Origin of the sequence: Metabacillus sp. cB07, from assembly GCF_016839225.1 — a bacterium.
Lineage (GTDB): Bacteria > Bacillota > Bacilli > Bacillales > Bacillaceae > Bacillus_P > Bacillus_P indicus.
In genome coordinates this window covers 2,984,809-3,008,562 of record NZ_CP069296.1, presented here as the reverse complement: position 1 = coordinate 3,008,562, position 23,754 = coordinate 2,984,809, and the positions used below count along the sequence as shown (strand labels likewise).

The 23,754-nt window shown below is 45.9% G+C and carries 21 protein-coding genes and 1 other annotated feature; of the genes, 15 read left to right on the top strand and 6 right to left on the bottom strand.

Annotated elements, in window-relative coordinates; genetic code table 11:
- The first annotated feature begins 94 nt into the window (after positions 1–94).
- The 6 genes from hemA to hemL are packed head-to-tail and all read left to right on the top strand — an operon-like array spanning position 95 to position 6,339.
- Entirely contained in the window at positions 95–1,450 is a 1,356-nt protein-coding gene (gene hemA / locus JOJ89_RS15490) for a glutamyl-tRNA reductase (RefSeq protein WP_029279317.1), read from the top strand.
- 18 nt (positions 1,451–1,468) lie between these two features.
- Positions 1,469–2,302, top strand: a complete 834-nt coding sequence (locus JOJ89_RS15485; RefSeq protein WP_029279318.1) for a cytochrome C assembly family protein — start codon at positions 1,469–1,471, stop codon at positions 2,300–2,302.
- A 32-nt stretch (positions 2,303–2,334) separates the two neighbouring features.
- Complete coding sequence (hemC, locus tag JOJ89_RS15480) at positions 2,335–3,267, top strand: hydroxymethylbilane synthase (RefSeq protein ID WP_029566806.1); 933 nt, start codon at positions 2,335–2,337, stop codon at positions 3,265–3,267.
- A complete protein-coding gene (locus tag JOJ89_RS15475; RefSeq protein WP_203288292.1) occupies positions 3,267–4,049 on the top strand; it encodes a uroporphyrinogen-III synthase in 783 nt (260 codons plus the stop codon). Before hemC ends, JOJ89_RS15475 begins: the two co-directional genes overlap by 1 nt.
- Positions 4,050–4,052: 3 nt before the next feature.
- Entirely contained in the window at positions 4,053–5,033 is a 981-nt protein-coding gene (gene hemB, locus JOJ89_RS15470) for a porphobilinogen synthase (RefSeq protein WP_203288290.1), read from the top strand.
- Between the two features lie 19 nt (positions 5,034–5,052).
- Complete coding sequence (gene hemL, locus JOJ89_RS15465) at positions 5,053–6,339, top strand: glutamate-1-semialdehyde 2,1-aminomutase (protein WP_203288289.1); 1,287 nt, start codon at positions 5,053–5,055, stop codon at positions 6,337–6,339.
- Positions 6,340–6,378: 39 nt separating this feature from the next.
- Here hemL and JOJ89_RS15460 read toward each other — a convergent pair whose 3' ends face one another.
- Positions 6,379–6,546 carry a SoxR reducing system RseC family protein gene (locus tag JOJ89_RS15460; RefSeq protein WP_139015502.1) on the bottom strand — a complete coding sequence of 56 codons (168 nt, stop codon included), beginning with the start codon at positions 6,544–6,546 and terminating at the stop codon, positions 6,379–6,381.
- Between the two features lie 83 nt (positions 6,547–6,629).
- On the bottom strand, positions 6,630–6,818 hold the full coding sequence (locus JOJ89_RS15455; RefSeq protein WP_029279327.1) for a CsbD family protein: 189 nt from the start codon (positions 6,816–6,818) through the stop codon (positions 6,630–6,632).
- A gap of 155 nt (positions 6,819–6,973) precedes the next feature.
- Between JOJ89_RS15455 and spoVID the strand changes: the two genes are divergently transcribed.
- Positions 6,974–7,981 carry a stage VI sporulation protein D gene (gene spoVID / locus JOJ89_RS15450; RefSeq protein ID WP_029279330.1) on the top strand — a complete coding sequence of 336 codons (1,008 nt, stop codon included), beginning with the start codon at positions 6,974–6,976 and terminating at the stop codon, positions 7,979–7,981.
- Between the two features lie 93 nt (positions 7,982–8,074).
- Positions 8,075–9,112, top strand: coding sequence for a spore coat protein YsxE (gene ysxE, locus JOJ89_RS15445; RefSeq protein ID WP_081414174.1), 1,038 nt, complete (start codon positions 8,075–8,077; stop codon positions 9,110–9,112).
- A gap of 27 nt (positions 9,113–9,139) precedes the next feature.
- Here ysxE and JOJ89_RS15440 read toward each other — a convergent pair whose 3' ends face one another.
- On the bottom strand, positions 9,140–9,331 hold the full coding sequence (locus tag JOJ89_RS15440; protein ID WP_029279333.1) for a hypothetical protein: 192 nt from the start codon (positions 9,329–9,331) through the stop codon (positions 9,140–9,142).
- Between the two features lie 161 nt (positions 9,332–9,492).
- Positions 9,493–9,722, top strand: a binding site (T-box leader).
- 75 nt (positions 9,723–9,797) lie between these two features.
- Between JOJ89_RS15440 and JOJ89_RS15435 the strand changes: the two genes are divergently transcribed.
- The 3 genes from JOJ89_RS15435 to JOJ89_RS15425 all read left to right on the top strand — a co-directional run bounded on the left by JOJ89_RS15435 (position 9,798) and on the right by JOJ89_RS15425 (position 15,613).
- Positions 9,798–12,440, top strand: coding sequence for a valine--tRNA ligase (locus JOJ89_RS15435; RefSeq protein WP_029279335.1), 2,643 nt, complete (start codon positions 9,798–9,800; stop codon positions 12,438–12,440).
- 72 nt (positions 12,441–12,512) lie between these two features.
- Positions 12,513–13,817 (top strand): bifunctional folylpolyglutamate synthase/dihydrofolate synthase, encoded by a 1,305-nt coding sequence (locus JOJ89_RS15430; protein ID WP_029279337.1) that lies wholly within the window; start codon positions 12,513–12,515, stop codon positions 13,815–13,817.
- A gap of 83 nt (positions 13,818–13,900) precedes the next feature.
- Positions 13,901–15,613, top strand: coding sequence for a sensor domain-containing diguanylate cyclase (locus tag JOJ89_RS15425; RefSeq protein WP_029279339.1), 1,713 nt, complete (start codon positions 13,901–13,903; stop codon positions 15,611–15,613).
- A gap of 34 nt (positions 15,614–15,647) precedes the next feature.
- On the opposite strand, the gene JOJ89_RS15420 is transcribed toward JOJ89_RS15425, so the two are convergent.
- From JOJ89_RS15420 to JOJ89_RS15410, 3 genes are read right to left on the bottom strand one after another with little or no spacing between them, the layout of a single operon-like run.
- A complete protein-coding gene (locus JOJ89_RS15420) occupies positions 15,648–17,321 on the bottom strand; it encodes a hypothetical protein (RefSeq protein WP_203288287.1) in 1,674 nt (557 codons plus the stop codon).
- A gap of 10 nt (positions 17,322–17,331) precedes the next feature.
- Entirely contained in the window at positions 17,332–17,841 is a 510-nt protein-coding gene (locus JOJ89_RS15415; RefSeq protein WP_029279342.1) for a prepilin-type N-terminal cleavage/methylation domain-containing protein, read from the bottom strand.
- Positions 17,838–18,269: a type IV pilus modification PilV family protein gene (locus JOJ89_RS15410; RefSeq protein ID WP_035319200.1), complete on the bottom strand. Its 432-nt coding sequence runs from the start codon at positions 18,267–18,269 to the stop codon at positions 17,838–17,840. Before JOJ89_RS15410 ends, JOJ89_RS15415 begins: the two co-directional genes overlap by 4 nt.
- A 184-nt stretch (positions 18,270–18,453) precedes the next feature.
- Between JOJ89_RS15410 and JOJ89_RS15405 the strand changes: the two genes are divergently transcribed.
- From JOJ89_RS15405 to JOJ89_RS15390, 4 genes are read left to right on the top strand one after another with little or no spacing between them, the layout of a single operon-like run.
- Positions 18,454–19,761 carry a VanW family protein gene (locus JOJ89_RS15405; protein WP_203288285.1) on the top strand — a complete coding sequence of 436 codons (1,308 nt, stop codon included), beginning with the start codon at positions 18,454–18,456 and terminating at the stop codon, positions 19,759–19,761.
- Positions 19,762–19,765: 4 nt separating this feature from the next.
- Complete coding sequence (locus tag JOJ89_RS15400; protein ID WP_242524619.1) at positions 19,766–21,421, top strand: GspE/PulE family protein; 1,656 nt, start codon at positions 19,766–19,768, stop codon at positions 21,419–21,421.
- 5 nt (positions 21,422–21,426) lie between these two features.
- The gene (locus JOJ89_RS15395; RefSeq protein WP_203290361.1) at positions 21,427–22,467 is read left to right on the top strand and encodes a type IV pilus twitching motility protein PilT; all 1,041 of its coding nucleotides are present in this window, start codon (positions 21,427–21,429) and stop codon (positions 22,465–22,467) included.
- Positions 22,467–23,672 carry a type II secretion system F family protein gene (locus JOJ89_RS15390; RefSeq protein WP_203288283.1) on the top strand — a complete coding sequence of 402 codons (1,206 nt, stop codon included), beginning with the start codon at positions 22,467–22,469 and terminating at the stop codon, positions 23,670–23,672. The genes JOJ89_RS15395 and JOJ89_RS15390 overlap by 1 nt, the downstream gene beginning before the upstream one ends.
- Positions 23,673–23,754: the final 82 nt, after the last annotated feature.

Genomic DNA, 23,754 nt, shown 5'->3' with positions numbered 1-23,754 from the left:
AAGCTTTCAAGAACTGTTCACATTTGTAAAAAGAGAAAAAACAGACACATGGTATAATAGTAATAGAATTCTTGTATGTGGGGTGTATGACATTATGCATATCTTAGCTGTAGGCTTAAATTATAAAACTGCCCCTGTCGAAATCCGTGAAAAACTGACCTTTCAGCCGAATGAACTCGGAGATGCCATGAAAGCACTGAAAGAGCAGAAGAGCATTCTTGAAAACATCATTGTTTCGACATGTAACCGGACAGAGATTTATACGGTTGTGGACCAGCTTCATACTGGCCGTTATTATATTAAAGCATTTTTAGCCGAGTGGTTCGGCCTTGATAAGGATTCCTTTTCTCCTTTTTTAACTATGTATGAAAATGATGGTGCCATTGAGCATCTTTTCAGTGTTTCATGCGGACTGGATTCAATGGTCCTCGGAGAAACACAGATTCTCGGCCAGGTGCGTACAAGCTTCATGCTCGGACAAACAGAAGGTACGATCGGAACGGTATTTAACCATCTGTTTAAGCAGGCAGTGACTCTTGCCAAAAAAGCACACTCTGAGACTGATATCGGAGCTAACGCAGTTTCTGTCAGCTATGCGGCTGTTGAACTTGCGAAGAAAATATTCGGCGACCTGACGAACAAGCATGTGCTTATTCTCGGTGCCGGCAAAATGGGCGAGCTTGCTGCACAGAACCTTCATGGCAGCGGAGTGCGCAAAGTGACGGTTGTTAACCGCACGTTTGAAAAAGCAGAGGTTCTGGCAAGGAAATTCAGCGGCCATGCAAAAGGGATAAATGAGCTTCAGTGCGCGCTTGTTGAAGCTGATATTCTGATCAGCTCAACCGGTTCAAGCGATTTTGTCATCACAAAAGAGATGATGGCTCCTGCTGAAAAAATGAGAAAGGGCAAGCCGCTGTTTATGGTGGATATTGCGGTTCCCCGCGACCTTGACCCTGCTCTTGATGAACTTGAAAGTGTGTTTCTGTATGATATTGACGATCTTCAGGGAATTGTGGACGCAAACCTTCAGGAGCGCCAAAAAGCAGCTGAGGAAATCGGATTAATGCTAGAGGCGGAGATTGTCGCCTTCAAGCAATGGCTTGGCACACTCGGAGTTGTTCCTGTCATTTCGGCGCTTCGCGAAAAAGCTCTTGGCATTCAGGCGGAAACGATGCAAAGCCTCGAGCGCAAAATGCCTAATCTGACTGACCGTGAACTGAAGCTTCTGAACAAGCACACCAAAAGCATCATTAACCAAATGCTCCGCGATCCGATTCTTAAGGTGAAAGAGCTTGCTGCTGATTCGGACGCAGAACAGAATCTGGAGCTTTTCATGAAGATCTTTGATATTGAAGAAGCAGTTGAAGAGCAAAAACGCAGAGAAAACTCGGTTTCTTTAAGCAGCTCTCAGGCAGTGCCTGGGCAGGCAAGAGCTTCACTTCAAACGTAAGTGAGAGGAATTTGATGTATGCCAGAAATGAGTTTACCTAGAATTAATGAACTGATTATTATTCTTTATGCATTCAGTGTTCTCTTTTTTTTCATAGATTTTATTCATAACAACCGGAAGGCTAACAAAATTGCCTTCTGGTTGCTTTCTATTGTTTGGCTGCTGCAAACAATTTTTTTGTTTTATCAAATGTTTGAGACCGGCAGATTTCCAGTCCTGAACATATCAGAAGGGCTTTATTTTTATTCGTGGGTGCTTGTGACGCTGTCAGTCGTCTTAAACCGTTTTTTGAAAGCGGATTTTATCATCTTTTTTACAAATGTACTCGGATTTATCATGCTCAGCATCCACACATTCGCGCCATCACAATATGAATCGGCAGCGGTTTCCGGACAGCTGATTTCGGAGCTTTTGTTTATACACATCACAATGGCCATCCTGTCTTACGGGGCTTTTACCCTGTCTTTCGTTTTTTCCATTCTGTATTTGATTCAGTATAATTTGCTGAAGAAGAAAAAATGGGGCAAGCAGCTTATCCGGATTGACGACCTGGCCAAGCTTGATCACATGTCATATGTATTAAATGTGATCGGTGTACCGATGCTGTTACTGAGCTTAATACTCGGGATGATCTGGGCATATTTAAAAATCCCGAACTTCCACTGGTACGACGCGAAGGTAACTGGTTCGTTCATGATGCTCCTTGTGTACGGCTATTATTTATACAGCCGGATCGTGAAGGAATGGCACGGGAAACAGGTTGCGTATTATAACGCAGCAGCCTTTTTAATTTTATTAATTAATTTCTTTTTATTCGGAAGCCTTTCAAGGTTTCATATTTGGGACTCTTAATGCAAGATACATCCTAGTTGGAGGAACTCATTATGCGCAAAATCATTGTAGGATCCAGACGAAGCAAACTGGCTTTGACCCAGACGAATTGGGTGATTGACCAGCTTAAAAAAATCGGGCTGCCTTTTGACTTTGAAGTCCGGGAAATCGTGACAAAGGGCGATCAGATTCTTGATGTCACCCTCTCGAAAGTGGGAGGAAAAGGCCTTTTTGTAAAAGAGATTGAACAGGCCATGCTTGACGGCGAGATTGATATGGCTGTTCACAGCATGAAGGATATGCCTGCTGTTCTGCCGGAAGGGCTGACAATTGGCTGCATTCCGCACCGTGAAGATCCGCGGGATGCTTTTATTTCTAAAAATCACGTCAGTCTTGCTGATCTGCCTGCGGGTGCAGTGGTGGGAACAAGCAGTTTAAGAAGAAGCGCACAGCTCCTTGCCATGAGGCCTGATCTTGATATTAAGTGGATCAGAGGCAATATCGACACGCGCCTGGCAAAACTTCAGCACGAAGATTACGATGCGATCATCCTTGCTGCAGCGGGTCTTGCGAGAATGGGCTGGAGCCAGGACGTTGTGACAGAGTTTCTTGATGCGAAAGACTGCGTTCCGGCAGTCGGCCAGGGAGCACTTTCCATCGAATGCCGCGCAGACGATCACGAACTGCTTACTCTTTTGTCCCATTTTACGGATGAAGCGACACAGCTTGCCGTACAGGCGGAGCGCACCTTCCTTCACGTGATGGAGGGCGGATGCCAGGTGCCGATTGCAGGGTATGCAGAAGTCGCTTTTGACAAAGAAATTTCTCTTACCGCACTGATTGCCTCTCCTGACGGAAAAGAGATTTATAAAGAAAGAATCACAGGCAAAGATCCCGTAGCCATGGGAAAAGAAGTGTCTGAAAGACTGATTGCTCAGGGAGCAAAGCAGCTGATCGACAAGGTAAAAGAGGAGCTAGACCTTTAATGGCCGGCGGTCTCTCAGGAAAGACCATTCTGATTACGAGAGAAGAAACGCAGGCAACCACTTTTGCAGCGAAAATTAAAAAAGCCGGCGGAGTTCCTGTTGCTGCTCCGCTGATTTCCTTTGAAAAAGCGAAGGATATACATAAACTTAAAGAGGCAGTTCAAGGTATTAAGGCTGAAGACTGCCTCGTCTTTACGAGCATGAACGGGGTGCTTTTCTTTTTTGATTTTCTGAAAGAGCACGGCTTCCCTTCTGATTTCCTGTCGCACTGCACATTTGCCGCCGTGGGGCGGAAAACAAGGCAGCTGATTGAAGACAGGGGCTATACGGTCAGAATCATGCCGAAGGAGTATGTAGCTGAAAGGCTTGCTGAAGAAATCGCTGGGAGCATCAGGCCGTTCCAGCATATTTATCTCTTCAGGGGGAATCTTGCCAGGGAAATTCTCATGAAAGAATTGACTCTCAAGGGCTTCTCCGTGACAGACCTTACGCTATATGAAACAATACATAATACAGAGGATGGAGACAGAATTGAGCAGCTTCTTCAGGAGCAAAAACTCGATTACATTACCTTTACCTCCTCATCCACTGTTGATGCCTTTATGAAGGTCATGAAAAACAAAAATCTGGATACTCTGCTCAAGGGCGTTACGCTTGTGAGCATTGGACCGATCACACATAAAACGCTTAAGAAGTACGGCTATGACGGCATTGTGTCAGATCCGTACACCATCGATGCCATGATTGACCGTATCCAAACACACGCTGAAAGGCAGGAATAAGCTATGGACATTCAATTTAACAGACACCGCAGACTCCGGAGCACAGGCAGCATGAGGTCACTCGTCCGCGAAACACATCTGCACGCAGAAGACTTTATTTATCCGATCTTCGTTGTTGAAGGCGAGCAAAAACGCAATGAGGTAAAATCAATGCCCGGCGTTGAACAGATTTCGCTTGATTACCTGAATGCAGAAATGCAGGAAGTAAGCGATCTCGGCATCAAATCCGTTATCGTCTTTGGAGTGCCTGATCATAAGGATGAGCTTGGCACACAGGCTTACCATGACCACGGCATCGTTCAGCGTGCGATTGCACAGATCAAAGAAAATTTCCCTGAGCTTGTTGTGATTGCCGATACGTGTCTTTGTCAGTATACAGACCACGGCCACTGCGGAATTGTGAAAGAGGGAAAAGTCCTCAATGACCCGACGCTTGATCTGCTGGCGCGCACTGCGGTCAGCCAGGCAAGAGCGGGTGCCGATGTTATCGCGCCTTCAAACATGATGGACGGGTTTGTGGCTGCTATTCGCCATGGCCTGGATGAAGCGGGATTTGAAGATGTGCCGATTATGTCATACGGAATTAAATACTCAAGCGCCTTTTACGGTCCGTTCAGGGATGCTGCCCACAGCACTCCTCAGTTCGGAGACCGCAAAACGTATCAGATGGATCCTGCAAACCGCCTTGAAGCGCTCAGAGAAGCAGAATCGGACATGATGGAAGGGGCGGACTTCCTGATTGTGAAACCTGCCCTGTCTTACCTTGATATCATCCGCGATGTGAAAAATAACTTTAACGTGCCGATTGTTGCCTATAACGTAAGCGGCGAATATGCCATGATCAAGGCAGCCGCACAAAACGGATGGGTCGATGAAAAGGCAATCGTGATGGAAATGATGATCAGCATGAAACGCGCAGGCGTGGATATGATTTTGACGTATCATGCCAAGGATTGTGCACGCTGGCTGAAGGAACAACACTAATCGCAGGAGGAGAAGTCAAATGCGCAGTTATGAAAAATCAGGCAAGGCCTTCGCAGAAGCTCAAGGGCTGATGCCGGGCGGAGTGAACAGCCCTGTTCGCGCCTTTAAATCCGTCGATATGGATCCCATATTCATGGAGCGGGGAAAAGGCTCTAAAATTTACGATATTGACGGTAATGAATATATTGATTATGTGCTTTCATGGGGACCACTTATTTTAGGCCATACAAATGACGCGGTTGTTGAAGCCATTAAAAAGGTGACAGAATCCGGTACAAGCTTCGGGGCTCCGACGCTGATTGAAAATGAGCTGGCCAAGCTTGTGATTGACCGCGTGCCATCTATTGAAATCATCCGGATGGTGAGTTCGGGAACAGAAGCAACGATGAGTGCCCTGAGACTTGCACGCGGTTTTACCGGAAGAAATAAGATTTTGAAATTTGAAGGCTGCTATCACGGCCACGGGGATTCCCTGCTGATCAAAGCAGGTTCAGGTGTTGCAACACTTGGACTGCCTGACAGCCCGGGAGTTCCTGAAGGAGTAGCAAAGAACACGATCACTGTTCCATACAACGACATGGAAAGCGTGAAATATGCCTTTGAACAGTTCGGTGATGACATTGCCGGTGTGATTGTTGAGCCGGTGGCTGGTAACATGGGAGTTGTCCCTCCGCTTCCAGGCTTCCTCGAAAGCCTGCGCAGCATCACAGAGGAGTACGGCTCACTGCTTATCTTTGATGAAGTGATGACGGGCTTCCGCGTTGATTACGGCTGTGCTCAAGGGTACTTCGGCGTGACGCCTGACCTGACATGTCTCGGGAAAGTGATTGGCGGCGGACTTCCTGTCGGAGCATATGGCGGCCGTGCCGACATTATGAAACAGGTTGCCCCAAGCGGACCGATTTACCAGGCAGGCACCCTGTCCGGAAACCCTCTTGCGATGACAGCAGGCTATGCAACGCTCAGCCAGCTTACTCCGGATACCTACAAAGAGTTCGGCAGAAAAGCGGACATCCTTGAAGAAGGATTAACAGCGGCTGCTGAAAAACACGGCATTCCGATTACAGTGAATCGCGCGGGATCTATGATTGGCTTTTTCTTTACAGACGAGAACGTCATCAATTTCGAAAAAGCGAAAACATCCAATCTCGAGTACTTCTCAAAGTTCTATCGCGAAATGGCAAACGAAGGTGTGTTCCTTCCGCCGTCACAGTTCGAAGGTCTGTTCCTTTCCACTGCCCACAGTGATGAGGATCTTGAAAAAACGATTGCAGCGGCAGAGAAAGCATTCGCTGCCCTTAAATAAAGTGAAGACCCCCTGCGAGTCAATGTGCAGGGGGTTTTATTATTTGGGCGTATATCCTGATTTCCGGCTCAGCCATTTGCTGGCAAGGATAATGGTCAGTCCGATAATGGCGACGGCAATCATAAGCAAATCAGATACAATCGTGATCCATAACGGAATCTGAAGCAGAAAAATTGCGCCGATGATAACAAAGAATAGGGGTCTCATACTAATCTCCTGAATGTTTTTCTTTTAGTATAGCAAATGGGGCGGAAAAAAGAGAACCTGCAGACGGCAGGTTCTCTATGTACTCAATATTTAGCTGAACCTTCTTTTGCTTTTCCGGCGTCTTCCTGAAGGTTCCCTTTCAGTTTGTCTTTCTTTCCTTCACGCTGAAGCTCAGGATTGTTTGCTGCATTGCCCACCTGATCTTTCACTTCGCCTTTAGCCTGGTTTACCTTGCCTTTTACTTTGTCGCTCATGCCGTGATCTTTTGACATCATCAAACACTCCTTTCTTGTATCCTTCATGTTCCCTGCATTTCCTGAGCTTAAACCAGGCATTTGATCAAAAAAATCATAAACCTTCACCGTGCGGCATATTCCTTTAATGTCACAGGTATTTTCGTAAGGACACCTGAAAGGAGGAGTTCAAGTTGTCACAGGATCAACAATCATCATTGCGGTTCTCTGTTGAGGAATCCGTTTGGTTTCAAAAGGGACAGGAAGTGGGTGAGCTGTTATCCATCTCATTAGATCCAGACATCACCATCCAGGAGTTTGACCAGTACATCTCGATTCGGGGTGCGCTTAAGCTTACGGGTGAGTACAAAATAGATGAGGATTATAGCGAAGAGGAATTTGAATATGCCAATCTCCGGTTTATCAGCAGTGTAGAAACAAGAGAAGACGGCATATCGCAGCTTGTTCACGGTTTTCCTGTAGATATCACGATTCCGAGAAACCGCATTGGAAACTTGGAAGAAGTGTATGTAACGATTGAGTCTTTTGATTATGATCTGTCAGAAAGCAGAAACCTTAGGCTCGTAGCTGACCTTGAAATCAGTGGTATTGCAAGCGGGGATGCGGCTGCTGAGGCGGAAGAAGAACAGGAGCAGGAGCAGGAATATGTGTTTGAGCAGGAGCAGGAACCAGAGCTCCAGCCGCTGTTCCGCTCACCTCAGGCACTGTATGAAGAGGAAACGCAAGTAGAAGAATATGATGCTTTTGCGCATGCAGGCAGCCAAAATCATGACGATCTGTATGAACCGTTTCATGTAGAAGTGAAAAAAGAGGCTGCAGAGGAAGAAGCGGCTGCACCGGACATTTCTTATTTTGCAAGCAGGCCGCAGTATGAGGAACCGTATAAGGCGCCTCAAAAGCAAAGTCCGAAAGCAAGAAAAGAAGAACAGGCAAGAAAGCAGGAGGAACCAAAGCAGACGGAAAACTCCCTCTACTTGACGAAGCTTTTTGAACGGGATGAAGAAGAGGAGTTTACAAAGCTTAAGATCTGCCTTGTCCAGCAGGGTGACACTATTGACAGCATTTGCGACCGCTACGGGATTACGGTCCAGCAGCTGCACAGAGTCAATCAGCTGAATTCAAGCGCAGATGTGCACGAAGGCCAGACACTTTACATTCCTGTTTACGCAAATACTCATTAAGAAAAGAAAGCAGCTTGGGGAGGAGAGTTCCTCAGCTGTTTTTTTTGTAAGTCTCTTTAAATGAGACCCGGCTAAAAGGAAGTGGGACAAAAAATGATGAGAGAAAATATGGATAAACTTGCGGAGGTTTTAAAAGAGTATGAGCTGAAAGCGGAATATGCGGAGTCTGTTACAGATAAACTGACGAAGGTCTATGCCAGTTCAGGTGCCTCCTACGCCTTGAAAAAGATGTCATCGAACCGGAATGGCCAATTCATTGAAACGCTTCACGGTGCTCATCAGAAAGGCTATTCAGGGTATGTACCCATCTTCAGAAACAGGCACCGGCAGTTTTTCACCTCTGACGGAGAAAACTGGTACTACATTATGCCCTGGCTCACCAACGAAACAGAAGAAGAGCGGGATGAGCGGCATAAAAATATGTTCAGGGAGCTTGCAGCGCTTCACCAGAGAACGGCTGCTGAGGAAAAGCTGAATCAGAATGCCCTGAAAATTCACTACGATACCCTTGCCAAGCAATGGGACGACAACAAAGCCCAGTATGAAAAATACGTGGAGGAATGCGAGAAGAAGTGGTATCTCTCCCCGTTTGAACTGCAGGCCGTCACGTATTACTTTGAAACCGCCCGTGCGACAGAATTTGCCCGCAAAAAACTTGATGAGTGGTATGAGATGATGAAGGAAAAAGAGGATGTGCGGCAAGTCATGATCCACGGCAGAGCGTCCATTCATCACTACTTGTATGATGAACAGGGAACGGGGTATTTCACCAATTTTGAACATGCCAGGTATTCATCGCCCATTGATGATGCGCTTCTCTTTTACCACAGGACGTTCCATACGTACCCGTTTGCAGATGATAACTGTGCCGACTGGTTTTACACCTATCAGCAGACGTTTCCATACAGAGAAGAGGAAATGCAGCTGTTCATCTGCTATCTTGCCTATCCGGATTTTGTCTACAAACAAGTGAAAAAGCACATGAACCTGAATGACAGAAGCGCGTCGCAGCTTCAGAAAAATCAGGACCTGATCAAATCTTACTGGACCTTTAAAAACATCGAGTACTTCGTCATGAAGGTGACGCAGATCGAAGAAAACAAAAAACTGGCCGCAGAGCAGTCGACATAAACAAAACCCAATCAGTGATTGGGTTTTTTAAATCCATTCCATATAAAGCGCCACCCCAAGCAATATCAGCAGCGCCAGCAGGACAAGGTCGACGGGCGACGGGAAAATCAGGGTCCGGACGGTCTGAAAGATGGTAATCGGCACGATGAACTGTCCGGCAATGAGCTTAAACTGCTTTACATACGGCGACAGGTTATAATCGTTTATTTTTCTGCGCATCCTAAAACTCTCCTCACTGAATCCTTCTTGTATAAAGAATATGTGCATTTACCCAGTTTTGTGCCTTTTCGGGAATAAAGACTGTGAAAAATGGAGAAGATGATTGACGTGAAATGACTGGATTGTATACAATACAACATATATCATGTTTTCATAATCGAACACATACCGTGATAGGGAAGAGTAAAGCGGAAAGCTGTTTTCAGAGAGAGAAATCGCCTGCTGAGAGATTTCTTAAACAAGCGTGCTTGAAGGTCGCCCTGGAGTAATTCTCTTGAACCATGAAGTAGAGAGAATCGGCATGAACGCCGTTATCCCATTTGAGAGCACAGGTTCTTTTTTGCCTGTGAAAAAAGGTGGCACCGCGAAATCAACTCCTTTCGTCCTTTTACCGGACGAGGGGAGTTTTTTATTTTCCGAAAAGTGCGGAAATGAACTGATTTGAAGATTTTAAGGAGGAAGAAACATGGAGAACAAGGAGCAGACACTCTCTACAAAATATGATCCGCAGGCAATTGAGCGCGATCGCTACGACTACTGGCTGAAGGGAAAGTTTTTTGAAGCTTCAAACGACCAGGAAAAGCAGCCGTACACGGTTGTCATCCCCCCGCCGAACGTAACAGGAAAGCTACACCTTGGCCATGCCTGGGACACGACGCTTCAGGATATCGTGACGCGCATGAAACGCATGCAGGGCTATGACGTTCTCTGGCTGCCTGGAATGGACCATGCCGGAATCGCCACTCAGGCAAAAGTTGAAGGAAAGCTTCGCGAGGAAGGCAAGTCCCGCTATGACCTTGGTCGCGAAAAGTTTGTTGAGGAAACATGGAAATGGAAAGAAGAATACGCATCCCATATCCGCGCGCAGTGGTCTAAGCTTGGCCTTGGCCTAGATTATTCAAGAGAGCGGTTTACGCTTGATGAAGGCCTTTCAAAAGCGGTTAATGAGGTATTTGTCTCTCTTTATAAAAAAGGACTCATTTACCGCGGCGAATATATTATCAACTGGGATCCGCAGACAAAAACGGCTCTTTCTGATATAGAAGTTATCTATAAAGATGTTCAGGGCGCATTTTACCACATGCGCTACCCGCTGTCAGACGGTTCCGGTGCCATTGAAGTTGCCACGACACGTCCTGAAACGATGCTTGGCGATACAGCGGTTGCTGTTCACCCGGAAGATGAGCGCTACAAGCATTTGATCGGCAAAACCGTTGTTCTCCCTATCGTAGGACGCGAAATTCCGATTGTCGGAGATGACTATGTAGATATGGAATTCGGTTCCGGAGCGGTTAAGATTACTCCGGCGCACGATCCGAATGACTTTGAAATCGGAAACCGCCACAGCCTTGAACGTGTTCTTGTGATGAACGAGGACGGAACGATGAATGCGAAAGCGGGAATCTACAGCGGACTTGACCGTTTTGAGTGCAGAAAGCAGATCGTGAAGGATCTTCAGGAAATGGATGTTCTGTTCAAAATTGAAGAGCACATGCATTCAGTCGGGCACAGCGAACGGAGCGGAGCGGTTGTTGAGCCGTACCTTTCTACGCAGTGGTTCGTTAAGATGCAGCCACTTGCAGATGCAGCGATTGAGCTTCAGGACAAAGAAGACAAAGTGAACTTTGTTCCAAACCGTTTTGAGAATACCTATATGCGCTGGATGGAAAATATCCGCGACTGGTGTATTTCAAGACAGCTTTGGTGGGGACACCGCATACCTGCCTGGTATCATAAAGAAACAGGCGAAGTGCATGTTGATCACGCACCGCCTGCAGACCTTGAAAACTGGGAACAGGATACAGACGTGCTTGATACGTGGTTCAGTTCGGCACTGTGGCCGTTTTCTACAATGGGCTGGCCGGATGAGGATTCAGTTGACTATCAGCGCTACTATCCGACAGATGTGCTTGTAACAGGCTATGACATCATTTTCTTCTGGGTTTCCCGCATGATTTTCCAGGGTCTTGAATTTACCGGCAAGCGTCCATTCAAAGACGTGCTGATTCACGGACTTGTCCGCGATGAGCAGGGACGCAAAATGAGTAAATCACTTGGAAACGGCGTAGACCCGATGGATGTAATCGATAAGTACGGAGCGGATTCTCTTCGTTACTTCCTTTCAACAGGAAGCTCGCCTGGCCAGGATCTGCGTTTCAGCTACGAAAAAGTAGAAGCAACATGGAACTTTGCCAATAAGATCTGGAACGCTTCACGCTTTGCGCTGATGAACATGGACGGCCTGAAATATGATGAAATCGATTTGACCGGTGAAAAATCAGTGGCTGACAAGTGGATTCTTACACGCCTCAATGAAACAATCGAGCACGTGACAAAGCTTGCCGATAAATACGAATTTGGTGAAATCGGCCGTCATCTGTACAACTTTATCTGGGATGATTTCTGTGACTGGTACATTGAAATGGCGAAGCTTCCGCTTTATGGCGAAGACGAAGCGGCGAAAAAGACAACCCGTTCAATTCTTGCATATGTACTAGATAACACGATGAGACTTCTTCATCCGTTCATGCCGTTTATTACCGAGGAAATTTGGCAGAACCTCCCTCACGAAGGGGAATCCATTACAACCGCCAAATGGCCGGTTGCTGATCCTTCACTTACGGATGAAGCTGCGGCGGCAGATATGAAGCTTCTAGTTGAAGTGATCCGGTCGGTTCGAAATGTAAGAGCAGAAGTGAACACGCCGATGAGCAAGCAAATTCCAATGATGATCAAGGCAAAATCAGCAGACATCCAAAATCAGCTCGAGCAGAACCGCGCCTATATCGAGCGTTTCTGCAACACGTCAAGCCTTTCGATCGGCATAGATGCTGAAACAGGCGACAAAGCGATGACATCTGTTGTAACAGGAGCGGAATTGATCTTCCCTCTTGAAGGCTTGATCAACCTCGATGAAGAAATTGCACGCCTTGAGAAAGAGCTTGATAAATTAAATAAAGAAGTTGAACGTGTTCAGAAAAAGTTGAGCAATGAAGGCTTCGTTAAAAAAGCGCCTGAGAAGGTTATAGAAGAAGAACGCGCGAAAGAAAAAGATTATACAGAAAAAAGAGAAGCCGTTCTTTCAAGAATCGGAGAGCTGAAAGGCTGAATGACAAAGGCTCGGGTGTGATTGATGATCATGCCCGAGTTTTCATGTACATAAAAAGAAGGGGCAGATGATATGTTTCAAACGTACGAAGAAGCTGTCGGGTGGATACATTCCCGCCTCAGATTCGGCATCAAACCCGGCCTGAAGCGTATGGAATGGCTGATTGACAGACTCGGTAATCCGCATAAAAAAGTGAAAACCGTCCATGTGGCAGGCACAAACGGAAAAGGATCGACCATTGCCTACATGAGAAACGTGCTTACAGAAGCAGGTTATAAAACCGGCACCTTCACATCCCCGTTCCTTGAAACCTTCAACGAGCGGATCAGCATGAACGGAATTCCTATTCCGGATGCGGAGATGCTGTTTTTGGCAAATACGATAAAACCGCTGTCAGACGAGCTTGAGCAAACAGAGCTTGGAGGGCCGACCGAGTTTGAAATCATCACCGCCATGGCTTTCTATTATTTCGGAAACCATGAAAAAACAGATGTGCTGCTGCTTGAAACAGGGCTTGGAGGCACATTAGATTCAACGAATATTTCAGAGCCGGTCCTGACCATGATTACAAGCATCGGCTATGATCACATGCATATTCTGGGGAACACCATAGAGGAAATTGCCGGTGAAAAAGCGGGCATTATTAAACAGAGTGTACCGATGCTTACGGCAGTAACGGATGAGCGTGCTTTGAACGTTATAAAAAGAAGAGCGGCAGAAAAAAACGCTGATCTTTTCCACGATTCTTTTCCTGTTCTGAAACACGAACCGCTAAGAGGCGGGGAGAGGTTCGATATGAAAACACCATATCACTCATTCGAAGGGCTTGAGATCTCCATGAGGGGAGAGCATCAGGTGCAAAATGCCGCGCTTGCTGTTATGGCTCTGGATTATTTAAGGGTTCATGACTTGTTTGCTGCTGGGGATGAGCACATTCGAAAAGGCCTTCATCAGACAAATTGGAGCGGAAGGTTTGAACAGGTTTCCGAGTTTCCTGCCATCATTCTTGACGGTGCTCATAATAAAGAGGGAGCGGAAAGTCTTGCGGCAGTGATGAGAAGGCACTATGCCGGCAAGCGGATCCATGTTCTTTTCTCTGCCCTGAAGGACAAGGAATACAGCCCGATGATTTCAACTCTTTCCGCTATTGCAGATACCATGCATTTCACAACTTTTGATTTTCCGAGAGCTGCTTGCGCATCAGAGCTGTATGAAGCATGCACGCATCCGGTAAAATCGTTCCATGAAGACTGGAAAGGGGCGATTGATGAAATGATGACAGCAGGTGAGAGCGGGGACATCTATTTAGTCACAGGTTCTCTCTACTTCATTTCTGAGGTTAGGCCTTATTGTCGAAAAATATCACATGAAAATTAGGCTGATAGTCCCGAAATAAATGACAGAAATCTGAATTTTTGTTAAAATATAAAAAACAGCACGGCGGGAGAGGAGGACAATCCATGGAAACAAAGCTGAAGTCCATTTTATGGGCCGTCTGGGCTTTTGTATTTCCTTCAGCACTATTTGCAGCTTACACTCTCTGGCCGGTAAAGATTTCAGGAAATGAATGGACGATTGCCGCTTTTCTGGTTTTCATGTGCATTGTTTCGATTTTCCCGATCATTGTCAACGAAACCCCTGTCTTTTTCGCACAGGGTGTTTCCATATCCGTTTTTCTCCTTTTTGGGCCTTTTGTTGAAATGATTCTTATGCAGGCAGCGCTCACCGTGCTCCTGCTGAAGCTCAGAATCGGAAAACGGGAAATTTACCGGTATCCAACAAACTCGCTGATGTTTTTGATCGTATCAGCAGCAGGGGCAGCCGTCTATTATGCGATTGGCGGCACACATGATCATGAGGCTCTAACGCTGCCGTTCATCCTGAAGGTCATTGCCTATTCGTTTACCATCTGTCTTGTGAATCATTTCTTTCTGCAGCATGTCATCAGAGGAATCTTCTACAAAAAGAAAGAAAAGTTTTTTTCCAGGGATTTTCTGTGGGAGATCTTCACAACGCTCATGTTTTTGCCGGTCGGCATTCTGCTCTACCTGCTCTATCTTGACCTTGGACCGCAGGCTCTCTTCTTTGTAGGAATTCCTTTTGTGGGAATCTCGTTTATCCTCCTGCTTCTCTCACAGAGCCAGCGGCTGAATACCTATCTTCAGCAAGCGAGCGAAATCGGCCATCAGCTTACTGAAAGGCTTGAAGTGAAGGAAGTCGTTGAAGTGTATCTGGACAAACTGACGTCCATGATCAAAGCGGACTATGCTTATATCATTGATGTCATCAGCGACAATGAACTGAAGGTCATCCGAAAGCTCGACAACGGAAAGATTGTGAAACACGCAAAAGAGTCCATTTCCGTTCACCAGGGCGTAAGCGGCCTCGTCTATGCAACCAAAAAAAGCGTGCTCTACAAAAAGAGGGACCACTGGGCAAAGCTTGAGAGAACACTCCTGCCGGAAAGCATAGAAAGCGTGATTGCCGTTCCGATTGTCAGAAACCAGAAGGTCGTCGGGATTGTCATTCTGGCGTCTAACAAGAAACGGTTTTATGACCGGGCGCAGCTGATGATTACGGATCTATTGACCGCCTATCTTGGTGTGGCAATTGAAAATGCAAAGAGCTACGAAGAAACGAAAAAACAAAGTGAACGCTGTCCATTAACGGGCCTTTACAATTACCGCTATATGGAAAAGCTTCTTGAATATGAATACACTGAACTGGTTCAGCTCAAAGGGCAGAAGCTTTCGCTGATCCTGCTCGACATTGATCACTTTAAAAAGGTGAATGATACATACGGGCACCAGGCAGGGAATGAAATTTTGATCTCGCTTGCTGAGCGGCTTACGAGATTCATAGGTGACAGAGGTACGGTTGCAAGGTACGGCGGGGAAGAATTTGTGATCCTTCTTCCAAATATGGACAAGCCTGCGTGCTTTGCAACCGCTGAGGGCATCCGCCAAAGCATTGCAAACCGTCCCTTTATCGTCGAACAAAGCATCCAGCATCACGGAAAGAGGCAGCCTGTCTCCATCACAGCAAGCATCGGCTATGCAACAGCCCCTGAAGATGCAGAAGGACCGCTCGACCTCATCCGCCACGCAGACCGCGCCATGTACATCGGTGCAAAGCAGGCGGGACGGAACAGGGTTGCGGAATATGTGAAATAGGAAAAGCCGGCATAAAAAATGCCGGCTTTTTTTGTTATTTAACTTCGGTATCAATGGTCTCGACTTTCAGTTTTTCTACTGTCGGAATGCCTGTAGGGGGATTAAGGATCAGGTCCTCTTTGAATTCTATTTGCAGCCTTGAGGGCAATCCCGGCTTTTGCTGATTTTTTTCAAAATACAGTCCGCCGACGTTGTTATAAAGTTCAGGATCTAAATCATAGCGCCATTCATAATGATACCATTTAGGGCCAACCCAGACATATCGTCCACCTAGGCTATTTCTTGTTTCTCCCTTGGTGGCGTTCAAGATAATATTCGATCCATAAACGCCTCCTTTAATTTTAATGTTGGAACCTACTCCGTACATTTCAAGCGTTTCATTGGAATAAAGAAAAGCATCAATAATCTTCGGTGTACTGCTGTACTCATTATTGTTTGCGACAAGCATGCTGCCGTTGCTCAAGATAACCGCTGTTCCGCCGCTTACATTGTTGAGATTTTCGATTGATGTATTCTTTTCCACATAAACCGTTCCGTTCGTATTAAAATCTGATCGGATATCTGCTGCATCCGAGATATACATTTGTCCATCGAGATTCAGATTTGATATCGCAGCTTTTCCGTTAATATAGACATAGCTGTTCGGGTTTGTTAATTCGATGGTGCCTTTTAGATCCGCCTGTCCATTAATAAAGACATTGCCGCTTGTAATGAGCCTGCCTGCTTCCCCCATAGTGAAATTGCCTTCCATCAAAACATCGCCTGCTACGTTGAGAACACCGGTCAATTCAAGATTTTGAAGAAACTTTTTGCTGGTATTGTAAACGGTGGTGCCGGAAAGGAGGCTGTTGTTTAAACCGTTTGCTATTTGTCCTTTTCTTGCTGTGTAAGCTGCATGTTTTTCATTAATCCGGCCCAGAATGTTAATCTGGTTTGTTGAAACAATTGCATCTCTTATTCTTGGTGATGACACAAAATAACTCGACAGGCTGCCTGTATTCGTTATCGGCCGGAAATTTTGAGCGGTGGTGCTGGAAGAAGAACTGTTGTAAAAATAGGCAGATGAATAGGGCTGACCCGAAGCATCCAGCCCTTTTACTGTCATATCACCCTGTATCGACGGATAAACGGTTCCAGGATAATACGTTGTACCAGATTGAATGAACTTTCCTCTATTGCTTAAATAAAGCCTTTTCTGTACAAAGATGTTCCCCTTAATATCTACTGCACCGTTTAATGTTAAATCTCCATTCGTTACTACCCCGTAATTAAAGATATCTGCAATTGTAGACACCTTTAGAGTTCGCTTTAATTTTTTTCCGGCATGTTCAGGCCCGACCGGAGCAGTAATATCGACAGTCTGCACAAACAGATTGTTGGTTGCAGTGATCTGCTTAAGTGTTTTTGCGATTACCTCAATACCTGACCGCTGTTCAATTCTTGCCTCCAAACTGCCCAATTTAGTGAGCAGTGTTTGAGAATTCAGCACTTCATTGTTGATGCCTTCTAAAAGAACTTCATATTCTGCGGACGCTTCGTCAAGGCGTTTTTCTGCTTTCGTCATATCCTCAAGGTACGTTTTAGAATGCTTTACATATGCTTGAGAACTGATTGTTATGCTGAGGAGTGAGATTCCCAAAATGGTGACCAATGTAAAAACCATCAGCACGTTAAGCAGGGCATAGCCATTCTGATTTAACTTTTTCAAACCAATCACCTCAATCTGCCAGGTTATATACTTTCAGGATTTCATACGGTTTTGAATCTGTGTTTTTTTCTTTCAGGACAAGCTTGCAGATCAATTGCGAGGAATCCTCTGCAATAAAAAAATGGCTGCCTTCTAAAGAAATGTTTTCATTGTTGACGGGTTTTCCGTCAATGCTTAAATTTCCGCCTGAAAAAATGACCGGAATAGGCATTCTTGTTTCTTCCAATACATTTGAAGCATTGACCCTTTTAGTGATTTTAATGGGAGTAACTTTTGTAAGCTCTTGTCCTTTTATATCTCCAAGTCCAAACTCATCCGCGTTCTCAAGCGCCTTATTTAAAGAGTCAATAATCAGGACCGCCTCATTTCTGAGATTGGTTTTAGAAAGCGTAGATTCCCCTGCTTTCATCATAGATAGTAAAAATCCCGTGCTCATTGTGAGAATGATAGATGAGAGGACAAGCACCAAAAGCAGCTCGATCAGTGTTATTCCCTTTTGATTTAAATGAAGTTTCTTCATTTGCGCACATACCCCTCGAGTGTTGAAGAGGAGGATATCCCGTCACGGTTTGTCACTGTGACAGAAATCTCTACAAGCTTTCCTCGCAAATTTGCCTGAGACGGTTCTCTGAAGGAGACATTGGCAGAATATCCGTTCAGAGAAAAAGCATCTTCATGAAGCGCGAGTTTCTGCTTTATGACATCAGGGGCAAGATTCTCTCCTGTGTTTATTTTTCTTTTTGCTTCAATAAATCCTTCCGCCTGATAGGCCTCGAGAAGACTTTTGCTTAACTGCTGGGATGTAATGTTTTTGTCGAAAGAATTTGAGTAAGAAGCACTATTCACGAAAAAACTGCTTAATACAGAAAACATGATGGTCAAAATGACGATGGAGGCTAAAACTTCAATCAGTGTGAACCCCTGTTCCTTTTGTAAAGCCTTTTTCATAGGCATCCCCGTACTTTCTATTATAATTTATGGATTTGAAGGAAAATCTTTCTTTCCATCTGAATAGAGCTATTATACAATAAAACTAGTCGATTTTTGTCTAGTATTTGGAAAATAATAATTCGAATGACTTAGGTTTATTTAACTAGTAGAAAGCGTATTGTGACAAAAGGGGGGGCATGAAGTGGGTACATCATCAAAAGGAAAAGTGTTACTTGTTTTGTTCGGATGTGTTTTTATTCTCTTTGGATTTTCTTTTTTCGGTGTGAAAGCGTATGGGGCGCTTTTTAATGTAAAGACGGTTCCTGAAGGTGTGGAGGTCGGCGGAATTGTATTAGCGGGTTTAACGCTGGAAGAAGCGGAAGAGAAGCTGAATCAGGGAGTTGCCGTATGGAAAGAAAACAGCTTTTATTTTCTCCAGGCAGACCGGGAGCTTGGTCTTGATTCCAACTTTGTCACATTTGATGTGAAGAAAACGGCAGAGCTTGCCCTTGAAAATAAAACGGACAAGCTGATTGCCGCTGTTGATCCAGAAGCTCTCGGCGTTTTTCTGGAAAACGAGCTTGGTCCGGACGTATTGCCGGCTGTTGATCAGAAGACGCTGGCATCAGAAATTGAGCTTGCAGCGTCCGAATTAACGGAGGGGATCTTCACCCTGTCTATTGAAGACTACCTTGTGAAAGAAAAGCTGCCAAAAACGCTGCTTGCAGGTACGGTGATTCCTGCCGGCTCAGCTGTTTTAGAGCAGCCTGCTGTTATAGAAATTGCACCCTTCGGATCGTTCTCGTTAGAAGCTTATGTGGAAGAGGTTGCCCTTGAGATGGAGGATGACGCTCTGAGCCAGCTGGCCACCGGAATCTATCAGACCATTCTGCTGATCAACTTTGAAATTCTTGAGCGGCACATTAGTGCGGAGCTACCGTCTTATGCAGAACTCGGGAAAGAAGCGGCATTTGCGAAAGGAAAACGGGACCTTGTTTTCTACAATCCCAACGATGCTGCATACGAGCTGAAGCTTGCTCAGGACGGCGCTTCTTTAACCATCAGCATTGAAGGTGCCGCATTTGAAAACACGTACAGTTTGACGATGGAAAATGAGAAAAGCTACAAGCCGAAAAAAATCATCCAATACGACTCGGCTCTTAATGACAATACAACGAGAGTCATAGAAGAAGGCAGAAACGGTCAGTCAGCTGCGGTCTACAGAAATGAATTGAACCGTGAAGGAAAGCTTCTTTCAAGCACCCTGATCTCTGATGACTATTATGCACCTGTTCACAGAGTGGAAGTGAAGCCGCTCAAGAAAGAACAGCAGGAGTCCGTTCCGGCTGCTCCAGGTGAAGGAGTTCAGCCGGGCGTTGAATCCGGTCAAACTGAAGCTCCGGCCAATGCGGAGAACCCTGCACTAGAAAACCTTCCTGAGAACAGTCCTAAAACCGGCAGTGATCAGGAGCTGTGGGAAGAACCTGCAGTTGAAAAAGGAGATGAATAACACTTTGAAGCAGACGCGAAAAAGGCTTGGAGATCTTCTTGTGGAAACAGGCCTGATAACGGATGAACAGCTGAAGGTCACGTTAAAAGAGAAAAGTGAGCGGCAGAAGCTTGGGGATGCGCTCCTTCAGAGAGGCTATATAACGGAGCAGCAGCTGATTGAAGTGCTTGAATTTCAGCTGGGCATTCCGCATGTGAGCCTGTTCAGATATCCCTTTGATACGAAGCTTTTCACCTTGATTCCAAAGGAAACGGCTAAACGCAATTACATGATTCCCCTGAAAAAAGAGGGGGACAAGCTGTATGTCGCAATGGCGGATCCGATGGATTACTACGCAATTGAAGATCTCAGACTTTCCACAGGCTTTCAGGTAGAACCGGCGATTGCCACAAAGGACGATATATTAAGAACGATCACAAAGTATTTTGATATGGAAGAAGACATTGACCAGCTGATCGGGATGCCTCAGGAGACGGTGCAGGATGAGAAAGCAACTGAAGCGGACTCGCCGATTGTCAGGCTTGTCAATCAGCTGCTTCAAAATGCCGTCCAGCAGCGGGCAAGCGATATTCATATCGATCCGCAGGAAACAAAGATTGCTGTTCGCTACAGAATAGACGGCGTCCTGAAAACGGAGCGTGTTCTTCCGAAACACATGCAGAGCGTTCTTACCGCCCGGATCAAAATTATGTCCAACCTCGATATAACGGAGCAGCGGGTTCCCCAGGACGGAAGAATTAAACTGACGCTTGATTTTCATCCGATTGATCTGCGTGTCGCCACCTTGCCCACCATTTACGGGGAAAAAATTGTTCTCAGGGTGCTCGATCTCAGCAGTGCGTTAAATGACATGACGCAGCTCGGCTTCCATCCAAGAAATCTTGAGCGATTCTCGCAGCTGATTGAACGGCCGTCGGGAATTGTGCTGATTACCGGCCCGACCGGTTCAGGGAAATCTTCGACGCTGTATGCGGCTTTGAACAAATTGAACTCTGAGGATGTTAACATCATCACCATTGAGGATCCGGTCGAGTACCAGCTTGAAGGAATCAATCAGATCCAGGTCAACCAGACTGTCGGCATGACGTTTGCAAAAGGGCTAAGATCCATTTTGAGACAGGACCCGAACATCATCATGGTTGGTGAAATAAGAGATAAAGAAACCGCTGAAGTTGCCATACGTGCGTCTCTGACAGGTCATCTTGTACTCAGTACTCTCCATACAAATGATTCGGTCGGTACAATCACACGTCTCATTGATATGGGTGTCGAGCCGTTTCTCGTTGCTACTTCTCTTTCAGGAGTCGTCGCCCAGAGGCTTGTCAGAAAAGTATGCCGCGATTGCGCGGAAACTGTTCAGCCATCTGTCCGGGAAAAGGAGATTTTCGCCAAGCGGGGCATGACGGTTGAATCCATTGTACGGGGAAGAGGATGCGGAACATGCAATATGACAGGGTACAAAGGCCGCCTTGCCATTCATGAGCTGCTCGTTGTCACAGATGAAATGAAAAAAGTGATTATGAATGGTGAATCCTTCTCAGGAATACGTGAGCTTGCCATTAAAAACAAAACGCTTTTCCTGATAGACGACGGATTGCTGAAAGTAAAGCAGGGGCTGACGACGACGGAAGAAATACTGCGCGTCGCCCTATCGGAGTGATAATGATGAAAATGAAACTTGAAGGAATTATGAGAGAGGCCTTTGAACTAAAGGCATCAGATATTCACCTTACCGTAGGGATAGCGCCTATGCTGAGAATCAACGGTGAGTTGAGAAGCTACAGCGGTGTCGCTCTGCTACCGGAGGATACGGAAGAAATGGCGAAATCCATCCTTCCCCAGGCGATGTGGGAAAAGTTTCAGGAAAAAGGGGAGCTGGATTTCTCATACGGAATATCCGGCGTTTCAAGATTCAGAGTGAACGCCTATAAGCAGCGTTCTTGTACTGCGCTTGCCATCCGGATTATTCCAACGTCCATCCCGACACTTGAGGACCTGCATCTTCCGGAAGTCCTGAAAACACTGTCCCATAAACCTCAGGGGCTTATTTTAGTGACAGGCCCGACAGGAAGCGGCAAATCGACCACCCTTGCAGCAATGATTCATCATATGAACCAGTCAGCGAGAAAGCATATTATTACTCTTGAAGATCCGATTGAATATCTTCATAAGCATGGCTCGTGCATCATCGATCAGCGAGAAGTGGGATTTGATACATTGAACTTTGCCAATGGATTAAGGGCAGCGCTCAGGCAGGACCCGGATGTCATTCTTGTCGGTGAAATGAGGGATTTAGAGACTGTTCATACGGCTATTACTGCTGCTGAAACAGGGCATCTGGTCCTTGGGACGCTGCACACATCCAGCGCACCTTCAACGATTGACAGAATCATAGATGTTTTCCCTCCGAACCAGCAGGCGCAGGTAAGGATTCAGCTAGCATCCGTGCTGACCGGCATTCTGTCTCAGCGCCTTTTTCAGACGGCGGACTTCAGAGGAAGAAGAGCGGCCACGGAAATTTTAGTGAACAACCCTGCCATTGCGAATTTAATTCGAAATGAGAAAATCCACCAGATTCATAACATTTTGCAGACAAGCCGTGATCAGGGAATGATGACGCTAGAAGGATCAATAAGAGAACTTGTTCAATCGGGCGTAATTTTGAGGGAAATGGCAGAGCCCTTCTTGCAGGAGACAATACGGTAATGGCGCGGTTCAAATATGAAGGCCGGGGAAAAGCGGGCCAGACAAGCGGCGTGATCGCCGGCACTTCAAAACGGGATGCCATGGTGAAACTGCAGGAAAAAGGCCTTAGAATTACAAAGATTGAGGAGCTGCAGGAAACCCTGCTGACCAAAGAAATCAGCATAGGCAATCCTGTTAAGCTGCAGGATTTTGTCATTTATCTTCGGCAGTTTTCCACGCTTCTAAAAGCGGGAATTTCCGTGGTAGATGCGACGAACATTCTTGCCAGACAAACAGAAAGCAAAGCACTCGGAAAAGCGCTTTTTGACGTAGAAGAAGAGCTCAGGTCAGGAAATCCGCTGTCTGCCGCAGCGGCAAAGCATAAGAAAATCTTCTCCAATATGTTTACGAATATGGTCAAAGCCGGGGAAGCTGCAGGGAATATGGACGAAACGCTCGACAGGCTGGCGCTGCACTATGAAAAGCAGCATAAAACAAAGCAGAAAATCATTTCCGCACTTGCCTATCCTGCCGTTGTCGGGATTGTTGCCATAGCTGTCGTCATTTTCTTGTTAGTGGCCGTTGTGCCGACGTTTGTGGATATGTTCCAGGACTTCGGGGCAGAACTTCCTCTTATTACGAAGTTTGTTCTAGGGGCTAGTGAATGGATGCAGTCGTTCTGGTGGCTTGTGATTATCTTCATTCTCCTGTTCTTAGCGGGCCTTGCAGCCATGAAATCGCAGCCTTCAACAAAGTATTATCTGGATGCAGCGACTCTGAGAATGCCGATCTTCGGAAAAATGCTGCAGAAGGCGGCGCTTGCAAGAATGACGAGAACACTCAGTTCTCTGTTCTCAAGCTCTGTTCCGATCCTGCAGGCGATTTCAATTGTGGAAAGCATCGTAGAAAACGAAGTGATCAGCCGGGTGCTGAAAGAGTCGAGAAATGCACTTGAAAAAGGTCATTCTCTTACAGAGCCAATGAGAGATCACTGGGTGTTTCCGCCGCTCGTTACGCAGATGATTGCGATTGGGGAGGAGACGGGATCACTCGATGAAATGCTCTCGAAAGTTGCGGATTTTTACGAAGATGAAGTCGAGCAGGCGACAGACAGACTGAAGTCGCTGATCGAGCCGCTGATGATTGTCTTTCTTGCAGGAATTGTCGGTGTTGTCGTGACTTCCATCCTAGTACCTATGTTTGATATTTTCAACAAAATAAATTGATTTTCGAGAAAAAATTAGCAGTAAAATCCAATTTTGTATGCTATAATGACGATAGAATAAACACAAAGACCTATACTTCTAA